We start from the raw sequence: 14,014 nt of genomic DNA, 5'->3' as shown, positions 1-14,014 counted from the left end.
GCATTCTCAACGGTAGACAGTCAGCGCCATCGCGCCGAACAGACAGGTAAACAGGCTCAGGCGCAGCAGCGCCGGGTGCCAGAAGAAGCGGTACAGATCGAAGCCCGAGAGGAACCGGTCCAGCGCCCAGGCCAGTGCCGCGGCGACGAAAAACATCAGGGTCATGGTCGGCATGTACACGCCGTGGAAGGCGATTTCACGAGGCATGGGCAAGTCCTTCGGGCTTGGCGATGGCATAGGCAGCAAGGGGTGATTGCGGGTCGAGCAACGAGGTGCGGATAAAGTGCAGGTAGCTTTTCACCCGCCGCAGGGCCGAGGTATCGAAGTGCGGCGCGAACGGCTCATCGGTGGCGGCGACCCGGCTGATCGCGTGATCGACCGCCACGAGCGCGCGTTCCAGATTGCTTGAGTTCGGTTGCAGGAACAGCCGCACCAGCGAGCGTCCCATGACCCGGATTGCCTGGCGCCATGGCTGGGACTCGGCATACGCCGGATGCACCGGCAGGATCGCCTGTTCCTTGCGCAACTCGATGATCGCGTGACCGACTTCCAGCACCACGAACATCCAGCGCAGCAGGTTTTTCTGTACCTGCGGCTGACCGGCCGCCAGGCCATAAGCCTGATGCATCAGGTCGCGGGTACGGCTTTCGAAACTCGATGCCAGCCCCTTGAGCTTGCCGCTGATCGCGTACACCACTTGCCCGCGCAGATCCTGCTCAAGCCGCCGCCACAACCAGCGGCTGTTCGGCGGCAGGATGATCGCGCCCGCCGCTGCGCAGACCAACATGCCCATGACCATGGCGATGTAGTCGTTGATGAAGGTGTAGGGGTTGTAGATCGTCAGGTTGTCCGGCACCGAACCGGTGCTGAAAAAGATCAGCAGACCGAGGCCGACGCCGGCGTATTGCGGCCGCGAAGTGAGGAACGAACCGAGCACGATCACCGGCGCGAGCATCACGCACAGCAACGGAAAACCGTCGATCCACGGGAAGATGAAAAACATCTCGACGAAGCCGATCAGCGCCCCGAGGAACGTGCCGCAGGCCATCTGGAACGCCATGCGTTTCGGGTTCGGTGTGGCGGCGGACAGGCCCACAGTGGCGGCAGCGATCAGGGTCATGGTCGCGCCGCTCGGCCACGCGGTAGCGACCCAGTAACTGCCGAGCACGACCAGAATGAACGCGGCACGAATCCCCGAAGCGGCCGCCGCCCACCAACTGGTTTGCGGGGTGAACGGTTCGTCCCAGCGCTCGCGTTCGTGGCGGTGATCGGCCAGGGAAGCGTGGGTCTGTGCATAACTGTGCAGGTCATCGACGAAGCGATAGAGCAATTCGTACGCGGTATGGAAATCCAGTTGCTCGGCGTCGCTCGGCTCACTCTTTTGGAAGATCGCCCGCAGGCTGCGCACCCGCGCCGGCAAGCCTTCCTTGTACGCCGCCAGCGCCTGCACCAGACGCGCCGCATCCGGGCTGGTCAGGGCGCGGCCGCTGAAGCCGTCGAGCACTTCGGCCAGATCCTGCAGGCCCGGTTTGATCGCCGCTTCCACATGATCGGCACCGTTGCGACGCAGGCGTTCGAGCAACTGATGCAAGGCGTTGAAGCGGGTGGTGATGCCCATGAACTCGCTGTTCAGGCGACTGAGCCGACCGTTGCGCCGACGCATGTGCGGGTCTTCGAACACGGTCACGCTGCGCAGCCCTTCCAGCCCCACCGCTTCGGCGATGAAGCGCACGTTGCTGGCCTCGAACGATTCAGGTTTGCTGCGCCCGCGCAGGCCGTCGGTGACGAACAGGGCGAACACACCGAAGCGCTGATACAAGGCGTTGCGCATCGCGGCGCTGGCGGTCTGCGGCAGGATCGCGGCGCTGACCAGGGTCGAGCAGAGAATCCCCAGGGAAATTTCCAGCACCCGCCACACCGCCGCCATGAATGCACCGTCAGGATGGGCGAGCGCCGGCAGGCCGACCATCGCGGCGGTGTAACCGGCCAGCACAAAACCATAGGCGCGGAAGTTGCGGCAACGGGCGGCGCCGGCCGAACAGAGGCCGACCCAGATCGCCAGCGAACCAAGGAACAGTTCGGTGTTCTGGGCGAACAGTGAAATCAGCGTGACCATCATCGCCGACCCGGCCAGGGTGCCGAGGAAGCGATAGAAGCTCTTGGCGAATACCTGACCGCTCTGCGGCTGCATGACGATGAACACGGTGATCATCGCCGTACGCGGCTGCGGCAATTCCAGGCGCATCGCCAGCCACAGGGTCAGGAACGCAGCGATCAAGACCTTGAAGATGTAAACCCAGGTCACGCCGTCGCTGCGCGCCCAGTCGAAGAAACCCCGGCGCCATTCCAGGGAGTAGAGCCAGCGCAAAGGTGCGGGCAAGGGAGTCATTAAGTCTTGCTCAGTGGTCGAGTGCTTGAAGAAGGGCCGGGGTTTTCGGTGCCTGGGTTTGTTGTGCCGTCGGCACGTCTTTACCCGCACCAAGACCACCACCCAATGCCGTCACCAGTTCGGCATGGGCACTCAAGCGCGCGGCCTGCACCTGCTGTTGAACTTGCTGTTGTTTGAACAGCAGAGTCTGGGCGTTGAGCACATTGAGGTAATCGGTGAGCCCGCGCTGGTAGGCGATCATCGCGATGTCGTAAGTCTTCTGCGCCGTGGCCACCGATTCGGCGGCGAATGTCTGCTGTTTGTCCATCGACTCGCGGCGGATCAACTGATCGGAGATGTTCTTCAGCGCATTGACCAGGGTCTGGTTGTAGTGCGCCACGGCGATGTCATAACCCGCCGAGGCTTCACCCAGTTCCGCACGCAATCGCCCGCCGTCGAAGATCGGCAGCGAGATCGCCGGCCCGACGTTGTAGTTGAGCTTCTTGCCGGTCAGGAACTCCAGCGCCCCGCCGCCGGTGGCCATGTAGCCGAGGCTGCCGACCAGGTCGACGTTGGGGTAGAACCCGGCATGCGCGACCTCGATCCCGCGCGCCTGCGCCGCCACTTGCCAGCGACTGGCGACCACATCCGGACGCTGGCCGAGCAGTTCGGCGGGCAGTGCCGACGGCAGCTTCAGTGCCGCGCCAAGGGACAGGGTCGGACGCTGCAATTGCGCGCCGGCCCCCGGTCCTTTGCCGGCCAGTGCCGCGATCTGGTTGCGGCTCAGGGCGATTTCTTCGTCCAGCGCGTCCAGTTGCCGATGGGTTTCCGGCAGCGGGGTTTCGGCCTGGCTGACTTCGAAGTGGGTGCCGATCCCGCCGTCCAGACGTTTCTGCGCCAGCTCGAGGATCTGCTGTTGCTGCTTGAGCGTCGCCGCGACGATGTCGCGCTGGGCGTAATGCAGCGAGAGTTCGATGTAGGCGCGCACGATGTTGTTCTGCAATTCGAGTTGCGCCTGCCGCGCCTCGGCCGCGCTCATGTGCGCCAGATCGACGGCCCGCTCGGTGCTGTTGCTTTCACGCCCCCAGAGGTCGAGGGCGTAACTGAAACCCAGCGCGGCGTTGTTGTCCCAGGTGGTGCTGTTGGCCAGTTCACCAGGGCCGTAGAACGGGTCGGTCGGCCAGTTGTGGCGCTTGAGGGTCGACTCGCCATTGATCTGCAACGACTCGGCGGCTTCGGCGACACCGGCCAGTGACCGGGCCTGACGCACGCGCGCAGCGGCCATGGCCAGCGTCGGGCTGCCCTGCACGGCAAGGTCGATCCAGTGATTGAGTTGCGGGTCACCGTAGGCTTGCCACCATTGGGCGGTGGGCCAGTTTGCGTCACGGGCGGCGTGGGCGATGGCCTCGTCGGTGGCCAGTTCATTGGCCTCCAGAGCCTTGCCCTGCGGGGCAATTCCTCCGGTTCCGATGCAGCCGCCAAGACCTAATGAAAGAGCCAGAACACTGAGCGGCAAAAGCGCTCTGTTGATGCGACGCGGCACTGCTGCGAATTCCTGAGGTGGGAGATGTTTCGAGGTGGGCGCAATTCTAGGGGGGCGCCATGACGGCGATAAGCTGGGAATCCTGTGAATCTTTGTTACCGTTAACGAGATAATCCCTTGGTCGGGGGTCTCAGCCCCTGAAACTTCGTGTCACAATTTGCCATCTCCCTTGAGAGCACCCCATGGACACTTTGCAAAACATGCGCGCCTTCAGTTGTGTAGCGGAAGCAGGCAGCTTCACCGCCGCCGCCGTGCAGCTCGACACCACCACCGCCAACGTCTCGCGCGCGGTCTCCAACCTTGAGGCCCACCTGCAAACCCGCCTGCTCAATCGCACGACCCGGCGCATCGCCCTCACCGAAGCCGGCAAGCGCTACCTGCTGCGCTGCGAGCAGATCCTCGCCTACGTCGAAGAGGCCGAAGCCGAAGCCAGCGAAGCCCACGCCCGCCCGGCCGGACAATTGAAAGTGCACACCATGACCGGCATCGGCCAGCACTTCGTGATCGACGCGATCGCCCGCTACCGCAAGACCCACCCGGACGTGACCTTCGACCTGACCATGGCCAACCGCGTGCCGGACCTGCTCGACGAAGGCTACGACGTGTCCATCGTCCTCGCCCGCGAACTGCCGGACTCGGGCTTCGTCTCGCAGCGCCTGGGCATCACCTACAGCATCGTCTGCGCCTCGCCGGCCTACGTGAAAGCCAACGGCTGCGCACAGAAACCCAGCGACCTGCTGAACCACGCCTGCCTGCGCCTGGTCAGCCCGGTGATCCCCCTGGAAAAATGGGCCTTCGACGGCCCGGACGGTCAGGAAATGGTCACCATCAACAGCTCACCTTTCCTGGTGAACTCCGCCGACGCGATGAAAACCGCGATCACCAGCGGCATGGGCGTCGGCGTCCTGCCGGTGTACGCCGCGATTGAAGGCTTGCGCAATGGCTCGCTGGTACGGGTGATGCCGAACTACCGCTCGCAGGAACTGAACCTGTACGCGATCTACCCGTCGCGGCAGTACCTGGATGCGAAGATCAAGACTTGGGTCGAGTATTTGCGCGGGTCGCTGCCGGAGATTCTGGCGGGGCATCAGGCGGAATTGGCGGCTTATGAGATGAGTGGGAGTCTGGCGGGAGCCAGGCTGGCGAATTGAGTTTACCGTCCTACAGACGGGGTGATTTGGGGGGATGTTTCCGACAAGTCGCGTCGGTTGTCCCTCGGAAACGAGGTGGATAGGCTTTTGAGGGTCGCTGACGCATCAGCGGCCGGGTCTGGAAAACTCGATTTCTACCATCAATGCTCATGGCATACTGCGGCGCTTTTTGAATCGCAATGTTATGGCGGCTGTGCGCGGGAGGCCCTTGGGCCTGCCGGGTTTGGATGGTTTGACCGGTTTTTCCAGTCCGTGCACAGCTGCCACCCTCTCGCCTGGAAAACGAAAGCTGGCAGCTTCAACCCAACAAGCCATCGAGTAATGTTTCCATGAAGAAACCAACGCCGAACCCACCTGAAACCAACGACACCTCGCCCTACGAATCCGCCGATTCAAAGAAACTCCACGACGCCGCCGAACGCGCGCTCGACCACTACCTGAACCCTCTCCCGAAAAAATGCCCCAGCCGCAAACCGAGCGAAATGTTCCAGATTTCACCGGACATGGACGACGAAAGCCTGCTGGCCCACGCCTGCGAATCCCTGGCCTCGGCCAGCGTCATGGCCAGTGACGTGGCAGCCTATGTCGACTCACCACAGCGACACCGGATTCTGGGCATTCAACAAGTCATCATGCTCGCCGAACTCGCCGTGAACCGCGTGCTGGATAACGTCGAAGTACAACGTCATCCCACACACAGCTAAGTCCCTCTGACCAAACCGACCTGCCAGCGATAACTGCATTCGCTGGCAGCCAGGATGGGACGCAGAGCGTCCCGGGCTGCATTCCCACGCAGAGCGTGGGAACGATCAAGCAAAAACAGTCCGCCCTCCACATCTCACCACTCACCACTCACCACTCACCACTCACCACGATGAGCGTTAGCTCGAGTACCGCTTTTGACTTGCCGGCCCCTTCGGCAGGCTGAGTGGAGGGATTCATCTGGGGGTGGGCGCGAAGCGCCGTTCGACGAAGTCGAACACACCGAGAGGAGGTGCAGCGAAGCAAACCGGAGGCGGTGCCCCCGGATGAGTCCCGGAGCGAAGGAACACCGAGCCTAGGCGAGGTGCCGAACGCCGGGGCCCAGCGTTTTGGTTACTTTGGGGCGTTTGCCAAAGTGACTCGCTGTAAAAGCGAAACCGCCAGCGGGTGCACCCGCAGAAACGGATATTCACCCAAAACCCCAAAAGTCTGGTCGGCCCGGAGGCCGCCAAGACAACCCAAAACAGAAATGTTAGCTTGCTTGGCATTAAAGCCCCGAAGCCGAGCCCATAGCGATGAAAAAAACAGTCCTGGCCTTCAGCCGCATCACCCCCTCCATGATCGAACGCCTGCAACAGGAGTTCGACGTCATCGTCCCCAACCCGAAAAACGGCGACATCAACGCCCAGTTCAACGAAGCCCTGCCCCACGCCCACGGCCTGATCGGGGTCGGTCGCAAACTCGGCAAGGCCCAACTGGAAAACGCCGCAAAACTTGAAGTGGTCTCCAGTGTCTCCGTCGGCTACGACAACTACGACCTCGCCTACTTCAACGAACGCGGGATCATGCTCACCAACACCCCGGACGTTCTGACCGAAAGCACCGCCGATCTGGCCTTCGCCCTGATCATGAGCAGCGCCCGCCGCGTCGCCGAACTCGACGCCTGGACCAAGGCCGGCCAATGGCAGGCCAGCGTCGGCGCACCGCTGTTCGGTTGCGACGTGCACGGCAAGACCCTGGGCATCGTCGGCATGGGCAACATCGGCGCCGCCGTCGCCCGTCGCGCACGCTTCGGTTTCAACATGCCGATTCTCTACAGCGGCAACAGCCGCAAGACCGGACTGGAACAGGAACTCGGCGCGCAATTTCGCAGCCTTGACCAACTGCTGGCCGAAGCCGATTTCGTCTGCCTGGTGGTGCCGCTCAGCGACAAGACCCGCCACCTGATCAGCCATCGCGAACTGGCTTTGATGAAGCCCGACGCGATTCTCGTGAACATCTCCCGTGGCCCGGTCGTCGACGAGCCGGCACTGATCGAGGCATTGCAGAACAACCGGATTCGCGCTGCCGGTCTGGACGTCTACGAAAAGGAACCGCTGGCCGAGTCACCACTGTTCCAGCTGAAAAACGCCGTGACCCTGCCACACATCGGCTCGGCCACCCACGAAACCCGCGAAGCCATGGCCAATCGTGCCTTGGCCAACCTGCGCAGCGCCCTGCTTGGCGAGCGTCCGCAGGATCTGGTGAACCCGCAGGTCTGGCGCGGATAAACGAATCGGGCAAGTACTGCAAAGTACTTGCCCGTTCAACTTCCAGCCAATACATACTTTGAAAATCAACACTTCAACGAAACAAACCACCCCACTATAAACTTTCCGGACTTATCAAATATAACGATAAACACTCCGGAGAATAGCAACCTTGAGAACGTCCAATACCGATCAACTTGTCCGCTATAGCAAAGTCTGCCTGATGGCCTACATCAGCTTTTTTGGTCTGATGGTGATGTACGGAAACTTGACGGACTACTCGGCAAACTATGAATACGTCGGACACATCCTGAGTATGGATACGACTCAAATCAACGAAAACATACGTTACAGAGCGATTGAGTCACCCATGATGCATCACCGCATCTATTGGTTCATCATCACGACAGAGTCGATCTATACCGCTTATTGCCTGTTGGGTACTTATTATCTTTACCGAAGAGTCAATGACTCCGCCGAAGCGTTTCACGAGGCGAAGAAGTATTCGATCGTTGGCTTGTTGATCGCAATTTTCACCTATTACGTTTGCCTGCAGACCATCGGAGTTGAATGGTTCGACATGGACACTTCGCAAATATGGAACGCAAAAGACTGGGCGCGACACATCGTCGACTTCATGTTACCGGTGTTGATTTTCATAACACTGAAGAACGAGCGCTGAATAACCAGTGCTCGCGCTCAGGCCATCAGGCCATCAGGCCAGCTTCCCATGCTTCGGAACAACCGGAATCCCGGGTTTACGAAACACCAGCACATTCCCCAGCATCACCAATACCAGCCCCGTCAATGCCGGCGCCGTCCACTGATAGCCCTCGGCAAAAGCCGAGACGTTCAGCGCCACCACCGGGAACAGCACCGTGCAGTACGCGGCGCGCTCCGGGCCCATCCGGCCGACCAGCGTCAAGTACGCAGTGAAGCCGATCACCGACCCCGGAATCACCAGATATAGCAGCGCGCCAATGTAGCGCGACGTCCATTCCATCTCGAATGGAATGCCCTTGATCAGACACCACACCGAGAGCATCGCCGCACCGTAGGCCATGCCCCAGGCGTTGGTGGTCAACGGTTTGAGACCGGCCTTTTGTTGCAGGCTCGACAACATGTTGCCCGCCGAGAAACACAAGGTGCCGCAGAGTGCCAGGCCAAGGCCAAGCAGGGTTTGCGGACTGGCGTGATGCCCGGCCAACTCCGGCCAGAACAACAGGCCCAGACCAGACAGCCCCAGCGCCCCGCCCATCAGCACATTGCGCGCGATACGCTGGCCGAAGAACACCCGCGCATTCAGCGCGTTCCACAACGTTGCCGTGGAAAACACCACCGCCACCAGACCGCTGGGGATCCATTGGCTGGCGGTCAGGAAACACATGAAGTTGACGCAGAACAGGCACAAGCCCTGCGCCACGCAGATCAGATGCCCACGCCGGTTCATCGGTTGCAGGCGGCGGGTGAGCAGTAACAGCGCAAACAGCACCAGCGCGGCGAGACCAAAGCGATAGACGATCGACACCGGGATCGCCACCACACCCAGTTGCCACTTCAGGGCGATCCAGGTGGTGCCCCAGATCAGCACGGTCAACAAATACAACGACAGGTTCATGGCAGACACTCCTCGATTGGGTTTCAGTGTCCGCCTGCGCCTTCGGCCCTCGCTTGCATAAACTTGCGCTTTTGTCGGGCCACCGGCTGGCAGCGCGAAGTCTACGGAGTAGGATGCAAGGCGTTGGAGAGAACCGATCATGTCCGCCATCGATACCCTGCAAGTCTTCCAAGCCTTAAACAGCTCGCCCAACGCATGCCTTGTGCGCAGCGCCGAGCTGGGGGACGGCCTGTCCGCAGCCTTGTGGACCAACCACCACGACGCCCGCGACTATGAAGCGCCGAGTCATCACACGCTCTCCTGCTACATCGCCGGCGGCACCGGCACGTTCCGCCGTGGCGCCCCCGGAAACAAAGGCAGTCCGGACAAGCTGTGCATCCTGCCGGCCGACCACGAATCGGGTTGGGTCATCAACGGTGATATTCGTCTGGCCCATCTGTATTTCAGCGCCGAACAATTTGCCCTGGGTTGCGTCACGCTGCTGGATCGCGAGCCTCGGGAAATGCAGCTGCGCGAACAGACCTTTCTGGAAGATCCGCAACAGGCCCGACGGTTTCGCCAGTTACTGACCTTGAACTGGGACGAACCCGGCGAGCGCCTGCTGACCAGCAGCCTGGCCCACGAACTGATCAGCCACACCTTGTTGAGTCAGGTCGGCGTACGCCACGGCTTGCGCCTCAAGGGCGGTCTGGCGCCGCATCAGCGCCGGCAACTGGTGGAGTTCATCGACAGCCAGTTGGCCGAGCCGATCAGCCTCGGCCAACTGGCGGGGTTGTGTGCGTTGTCGGAATACCACTTTGCCCGGATGTTCCGGGTGAGCTTCGGACTGCCGCCGCACCAGTATGTGCTGGCGCGGCGTTTGAGCCGGGCGCGGGAGTTGCTGCGGGGCACGGCGTTGCCGTTGGGCGAGATTGCCCTGGCGTGCGGATTTGCCAGTGCCAGCCATTTCACCAACCGCTTTCGTCAGGTGCTGGGTGGCACGCCCGGCGACTATCGCCAGGCGTTTTTGCGCTGATCAGAATTCCAGCGTGCTGGACAGCGAAATCTGCCGTGAATCGCCCATCGACACGAAGAACCGGCTTGCCGCCGAGGTGTAGTAGGTGCGGTCGAACAGGTTCTTCACGTTGAGCTGGAACTTGACCTTCTGCCCTTCGACCTTTGTGTCGTACGTGGCGAAGGCATCGGCCACGGTGTAGCTCGGCAGATCGAAATCATTCACCGCGTTACCCGCTCGTTCACCGACATACCGCGCGCCGGCGCCGACCCGAAGCTGATCGCCACCGATCACGCTGCCGAAGTCGTAAACCGCCGACAACGAGCCGCTGTTCTTGGCCACGTTTTGCAGCCTGTTGCCTTTGTAGTCCGGATCTTCCGTGACCTCGGCGTCGGTGTAGGCGTAGCTGCCGATCAGGCTCCAACGATCAGTGAGCTGGCCGGTCAGGTCCACTTCCAGGCCCCGGGAACGCACTTCGCCGGCAGCGCTGTAAATCGTCGTCGGGCCTTCGGCATTGGCCACCAGTACGTTGCGCTTCTTGATGTCGAACAGGGCGATGTTGCCGGTGATGCGCCCCGGCATATCCAGACGTGCGCCCAGTTCCCAGGACTTGGCTTCTTCCGGTGCGATGCTGCCGTCGAGCACGGTGCTGCTGCCGCTCAGCGGGGCGATGGTCGAGTTGGGTTTGAACGACTCGGTGTAGCTGCCGTAGAACGACAACGCGTCGGTGTAGCGATACACCAGACCGGCGCGCGGCACCCATTTCTGGCCGTTGCTGTCGGTGTTGGCCTTGAACGGCACGCCTTTGCCGGCGTACTGGTCGTATTCCTGGAAGCGCCCGCCGGCCACCAGAATCCACTGGTCGTTGAGGTGGATCGAGTCCTGCAGGAACACCGAGTCGCTGCGCAGCAGATCGGTTTGCGCACTGTCCGCCGGGCTGACGGTGGTGCCTTCGACTTCGCGGCCGTAGACCGGGTTGACGTAGCTGAAGGTGCTCAGGCTTTTCTGGCGGATCAGGTCGGCGCGGTAGATCTTGCGGTACTCGTCGTCGACGCCGAACACCAGGTCATGCTGCATGCCCAGCACGTTGACCTTGCCTTCGAGGCTGGCGGTGGTGAAGCGGTCGGTGCTGATCGCGCCGTGCGTGCCGTCCATGTTGCGGGTCAGGGTACCTTTTTTGGTGTCGATCGCCGTTACGCGGACCTGGCTGGCGTCGTAGGTTTCGCGGTTCCAGCTGTAGCCGAAATGGGCTTTCCAGTCGTCGTTGAGTTCGTGATCGGCCTCGAAGTGATACAGATCCGAGCGCCCTTCCATGTCGTTGAATTTCTCGTCGAGCCGCTCGTTGCGCGAGATGTCCAGCGGATGGTTGGTGCGTGGATCGATCAGGGTTCCACGATCAAACGGGGTCAGGAATTCACGGTGCTCGTATGCGAACAACAGCTTGGTGCGCTCGCCATACCAGGCCAGCGACGGCGCGATCAGGGTTTCGCGGTGGGTGCCGAAATTGCGCCAGTAATCTTCGTCTTCGTGGTCCAGCACCATGCGATACGCGAGGCCGGAATCCCCCAGCGCACCGGTGCTGTCGAAGGAGCCGCCGCTGCCGTTCTTGCCGTCGCCGTAGGTCGAGCCGCGCAGGGTCAGCGCGTTGTACTGCTCCAGCTCGGGCTTCTTGCTGACCATGTTGACCACGCCGCCCGGGTCCTGAATCCCGTAGAGCAGCGAGGCCGGGCCCTTGAGCACTTCGACGCGATCCACGGTGGCGTTCATGCCGCGGCCCTGCACCACCGGCATGCCGTCGCGCATGATCGAGCCGTTGCGGTTGTCGCCGAAACCGCGGGTCATCACCGAGTCCTGGGTGCTGCCCAAGGTGTTGCCCTGGGTGATGCCGCTGACGTTGGCCAGTGCATCATCGAGATTGCGCGGTGCCTGATCGCGAATGACCTGAGCCGCAATCACGTTGACGGTCTGCGGAATTTCCTGAAGCGAAGCGGAAGAGCGCATCACCGAACTGGTTTCCGGTGGCTGGTAGCTCATCGGCTGATTGACCACCGAGGTGATGGTGGTCGCGCCGAGGTTCAGCGCGCCTGCGGTCGGTTGCGGTTCGAGCGCCAGAGTGTGGCTGTCGGTGCGGCGGAAGGTCAGGCCGGAGCCGGCGAGCAGACGCTGCAGCGCCTGTTCGGCACTCATCTGACCGTTGATCGCTGGAGCGCTCAGACCATATGGCGCTTCATCGGTGTAGACCACGCTCTGCCCGGTGACACGGCTGAAGTCGCTCAGGGCCTGCGGCAACGGCTTGGCAGCCAGGGAAAAACTGAATTGCTTTTGCGGCTGACTGCTGACGGTTTCAGCGGCCAGCGCCACGCTCATCGGCAACAGGGCCAATGCCGAAAAACTCAAGGCCGAAACGCCTAACCACTGTTTGACCGAACCCGATTTTGCCCTGGACTTCATTGCTCATGACCTGTGTAGAACCGCAACGGATGCGAATGGCTCGCAGTTTCAGTCACTACACGGATGGCGTCCGGTTTTACCTCACCACAAAGTTGAAAATATTTTCAGCGCAGGATGATCAGCTTGCCCAACACCTGATGCTGCTCGAATCCCAGAACCCCTTGCAGCGAATTCAACACCGCTTGCGGATCCTTGCTCGGAAAGCTGCCGCTGACCTTGCGCGCGCCCAGTTCGTCGTTGAGCAACACGATTCGTCCGGGGTAATAACGTCGCAGATCCTGCACTACATCGGCCAGCGTCGATTTGTAGTACGTCAGCCAGCCCTGCCGCCACGCCAGCTGAGCTTCGCTGTCCACGGCGTGGAGTTTTTCCGCGGTGCCTGCGCCGTACGCCACTTGCTGGCCAGCGGTCAGAACCTGCTGTTGGCCATCGCGGGATGGCGTCACGCCGACGCGTCCGGACAATACTGTCACCTGGGCACCCTGCGGTTGCAGGCGCACCTCGAACTGCGTGCCCAGCACCCGCGCCTGGCCTTTCTCGGCCTCGACCACAAAAGGATCGCCGGTGTGGGTCACGCTGAAAAATCCGGCGCCGCGGCGCAATTGAACATGCCGCTCGCCGCGACTGAAATCCACGGCGATTGCGCTGTCCGCATCCAGCGTGACCTGCGACTGATCGGCCAAGGTCACGGTGCGGATTTCGCCGGGGGCCGACACATAATCGGCGCCCAGATCATCGATCCAGCGCTGCGGCTGCCAACCACTGCCGAGGCTGATCATCAACAGCAGACACGCCGCCATCGCCAGCGCACCGGCCCAGCGCCGGAGCGGTGCACGGCGCGGTCGATCCATCGCGTTGAGCAAACCCTGCAACGCCAGCGCATCTTCATCGGCCAGGGTGCGGGCCGGCCCTTCGCTCAACTCCCACACCACTTGCGCCTGGGCGTAGGCCTCGGCGTGAGCCGGATCGGCATGCAGCCACTGACTGAACGTGAGTTGATCGCCGGTACTCGGGCGGTCGTGCAACAGGCTCAGCCAGGCGAAAGCGGCCTGTTCCTGGGCGGGCGTCGGGACAACGCGGTCGGAGTTATTCACGGTGCTTTCCCTGGCGTGCGTGGCGCGGGTTCGCGCAGGCTGGCCTTGCAGGCCTCGAGGGCGCGCATCATATGTTTTTCCACGGCGCTTTGGGACAGGCCCATGGCCTTGGCGATCTCGGCGTACTTGCGCCCGTGGATGCGATTGAGCAAAAAGATCTGCCGCGTGCGCTCGGGCAAGGCGCGCAAGGCCGCTTCGACATGGCGCAAATCATTGCCCGCTTCGAGCGCCGCCTGCGGTTCGCTGGCGCTGCTGTCCGGTTCATCCGGTTGCCAGCCTTCGTTGACCCGCACTCGCGCACCTTCGCTGCGCAAATGATCGATGGCGATGTTGCCGGCGCAACGCAACAGGTAAGTGCTGAGTTCTTCGACCTGCACCAGCGGCCGACGCCAGAACCGCAGGAACAGGTCTTGCACCAGATCCGCCGCCGTCGCCCGGCAGCCGACGCGCCGGCTTACCAGTGCTTCCATCTGCGAACGCTGGGACAGGAACACCTGAAGAAAATGCGCACGGGCGCCGTGGGGTTCGTCGTCGCGGTGCTCGGGAGGATGGCCGATCAGCATG

At 62.0% G+C, this 14,014-nt stretch carries 12 protein-coding genes; 5 read left to right on the top strand and 7 right to left on the bottom strand.

All coding sequences use genetic code 11. The features are described from left to right. Nucleotides 1-6 precede the first annotated feature (6 nt). The 3 genes from L6D81_RS05500 to L6D81_RS05490 are packed head-to-tail and all read right to left on the bottom strand — an operon-like array spanning nt 7 to nt 3,911. Nucleotides 7-207, bottom strand: coding sequence for a DUF1656 domain-containing protein (locus tag L6D81_RS05500; RefSeq protein ID WP_003221811.1), 201 nt, complete (start codon nt 205-207; stop codon nt 7-9). Further along, nucleotides 197-2,389, bottom strand: a complete 2,193-nt coding sequence (locus L6D81_RS05495; RefSeq protein WP_236178206.1) for an FUSC family protein — start codon at nt 2,387-2,389, stop codon at nt 197-199. The genes L6D81_RS05500 and L6D81_RS05495 overlap by 11 nt, the downstream gene beginning before the upstream one ends. A 10-nt stretch (nt 2,390-2,399) precedes the next feature. Further along, on the bottom strand, nt 2,400-3,911 hold the full coding sequence (locus L6D81_RS05490; RefSeq protein ID WP_236178205.1) for an efflux transporter outer membrane subunit: 1,512 nt from the start codon (nt 3,909-3,911) through the stop codon (nt 2,400-2,402). 182 nt (nt 3,912-4,093) lie between these two features. Between L6D81_RS05490 and L6D81_RS05485 the strand changes: the two genes are divergently transcribed. The 4 genes from L6D81_RS05485 (at nt 4,094) to L6D81_RS05470 (ending at nt 7,975) form a co-directional block, all read left to right on the top strand. Beyond that, nucleotides 4,094-5,062, top strand: a complete 969-nt coding sequence (locus tag L6D81_RS05485; RefSeq protein WP_236178204.1) for a LysR family transcriptional regulator — start codon at nt 4,094-4,096, stop codon at nt 5,060-5,062. Between the two features lie 329 nt (nt 5,063-5,391). Then, on the top strand, nt 5,392-5,766 hold the full coding sequence (locus L6D81_RS05480; protein WP_236178203.1) for a DUF6124 family protein: 375 nt from the start codon (nt 5,392-5,394) through the stop codon (nt 5,764-5,766). A gap of 573 nt (nt 5,767-6,339) precedes the next feature. After that, nucleotides 6,340-7,314 (top strand): 2-hydroxyacid dehydrogenase, encoded by a 975-nt coding sequence (locus L6D81_RS05475; protein ID WP_236178202.1) that lies wholly within the window; start codon nt 6,340-6,342, stop codon nt 7,312-7,314. Nucleotides 7,315-7,465: 151 nt separating this feature from the next. After that, on the top strand, nt 7,466-7,975 hold the full coding sequence (locus L6D81_RS05470) for a DUF2165 family protein (protein ID WP_276574193.1): 510 nt from the start codon (nt 7,466-7,468) through the stop codon (nt 7,973-7,975). Between the two features lie 33 nt (nt 7,976-8,008). Here the strand turns inward: L6D81_RS05470 and L6D81_RS05465 are convergent, their stop codons facing one another. Then, nucleotides 8,009-8,911 (bottom strand): DMT family transporter, encoded by a 903-nt coding sequence (locus tag L6D81_RS05465; protein WP_236178200.1) that lies wholly within the window; start codon nt 8,909-8,911, stop codon nt 8,009-8,011. Between the two features lie 139 nt (nt 8,912-9,050). Between L6D81_RS05465 and L6D81_RS05460 the strand changes: the two genes are divergently transcribed. Then, nucleotides 9,051-9,926, top strand: coding sequence for a helix-turn-helix domain-containing protein (locus L6D81_RS05460; protein ID WP_236178199.1), 876 nt, complete (start codon nt 9,051-9,053; stop codon nt 9,924-9,926). Here the strand turns inward: L6D81_RS05460 and L6D81_RS05455 are convergent, their stop codons facing one another. The 3 genes from L6D81_RS05455 to L6D81_RS05445 all read right to left on the bottom strand — a co-directional run bounded on the left by L6D81_RS05455 (nt 9,927) and on the right by L6D81_RS05445 (nt 14,013). Beyond that, on the bottom strand, nt 9,927-12,356 hold the full coding sequence (locus L6D81_RS05455) for a TonB-dependent siderophore receptor (protein WP_236178198.1): 2,430 nt from the start codon (nt 12,354-12,356) through the stop codon (nt 9,927-9,929). A 104-nt stretch (nt 12,357-12,460) separates the two neighbouring features. After that, complete coding sequence (locus L6D81_RS05450; protein ID WP_236178197.1) at nt 12,461-13,450, bottom strand: FecR family protein; 990 nt, start codon at nt 13,448-13,450, stop codon at nt 12,461-12,463. Continuing rightward, nucleotides 13,447-14,013, bottom strand: coding sequence for an RNA polymerase sigma factor (locus tag L6D81_RS05445; protein ID WP_085611387.1), 567 nt, complete (start codon nt 14,011-14,013; stop codon nt 13,447-13,449). Before L6D81_RS05445 ends, L6D81_RS05450 begins: the two co-directional genes overlap by 4 nt. Nucleotide 14,014 lies beyond the last annotated feature (1 nt).

The sequence above is a fragment of the Pseudomonas sputi genome (genome assembly GCF_021603585.1).
In the GTDB taxonomy this organism is placed as follows: domain Bacteria; phylum Pseudomonadota; class Gammaproteobacteria; order Pseudomonadales; family Pseudomonadaceae; genus Aquipseudomonas; species Aquipseudomonas sputi.
This window is presented reverse-complemented; position numbering and strand designations above follow the sequence as displayed.

Excerpts from the sequence above, each read along its gene's own strand:
- L6D81_RS05445 (WP_085611387.1), bottom strand. The coding sequence starts at position 14,013 with ATGCTGATCGGCCATCCTCCCGAGCACCGCGACGACGAACCCCACGGC.
- L6D81_RS05500 (WP_003221811.1), bottom strand. The coding sequence starts at position 207 with ATGCCTCGTGAAATCGCCTTCCACGGCGTGTACATGCCGACCATGACC.
- L6D81_RS05495 (WP_236178206.1), bottom strand. The coding sequence starts at position 2,389 with ATGACTCCCTTGCCCGCACCTTTGCGCTGGCTCTACTCCCTGGAATGG.
- L6D81_RS05460 (WP_236178199.1), top strand. The coding sequence starts at position 9,051 with ATGTCCGCCATCGATACCCTGCAAGTCTTCCAAGCCTTAAACAGCTCG.
- L6D81_RS05480 (WP_236178203.1), top strand. The coding sequence starts at position 5,392 with ATGAAGAAACCAACGCCGAACCCACCTGAAACCAACGACACCTCGCCC.
- L6D81_RS05465 (WP_236178200.1), bottom strand. The coding sequence starts at position 8,911 with ATGAACCTGTCGTTGTATTTGTTGACCGTGCTGATCTGGGGCACCACC.
- L6D81_RS05455 (WP_236178198.1), bottom strand. The coding sequence starts at position 12,356 with ATGAAGTCCAGGGCAAAATCGGGTTCGGTCAAACAGTGGTTAGGCGTT.
- L6D81_RS05485 (WP_236178204.1), top strand. The coding sequence starts at position 4,094 with ATGGACACTTTGCAAAACATGCGCGCCTTCAGTTGTGTAGCGGAAGCA.
- L6D81_RS05475 (WP_236178202.1), top strand. The coding sequence starts at position 6,340 with ATGAAAAAAACAGTCCTGGCCTTCAGCCGCATCACCCCCTCCATGATC.